The organism is Candidatus Riesia pediculischaeffi, assembly GCF_002073895.1.
GTDB lineage: Bacteria > Pseudomonadota > Gammaproteobacteria > Enterobacterales > Enterobacteriaceae > Riesia > Riesia pediculischaeffi.
In genome coordinates, this window is record NZ_CP012839.1 from 232,267 (window position 1) to 232,798 (window position 532).

The 532-nt window shown below is 48.5% G+C and carries 1 rRNA gene (cut by both window edges); it reads left to right on the forward strand.

What is annotated here, in order from left to right:
• Positions 1-532 (forward strand): 16S ribosomal RNA (locus tag AOQ87_RS01140) (it extends past both window edges: 568 nt to the left, 481 nt to the right).

Consider the following 532-nt stretch of genomic DNA (forward strand, 5'->3'; position numbering starts at 1 on the left):
GCGAGCGTTAATCGGAATTACTGGGCGTAAAGGGCACGCAGGTGGTAGATTAAGTTGATTTGTGAAATCCCTGAGCTTAACTCAGGAAAGCATTCAAAACTGATCTACTAGAGTCTTGTAGAGGGGAATAGAATTCCATGTGTAGCGGTGAAATGCGTAGAGATATGGAGGAATACCGATGGCGAAGGCAATTCCCTGGACAAAGACTGACACTCATGTGCGAAAGCATGGGGAGCAAACAGGATTAGATACCCTGGTAGTCCATGCTGTAAACGATGTCGATTAGGAGGTTGTCACGATCAAGTGATGGCTTCCGAAGCTAACGCGTTAAATCGACCGTCTGGGGAGTACGGCCGCAAGGTTAAAACTCAAATGAATTGACGGGGGCCCGCACAAGCGGTGGAGCATGTGGTTTAATTCGATGCAACGCGAAAAACCTTACCTACTCTTGACATCCAGAGAGATCTGCAGAGATGTAGATGTGCCTTAGGGAACTCTGAGACAGGTGCTGCATGGCTGTCGTCAGCTCGTG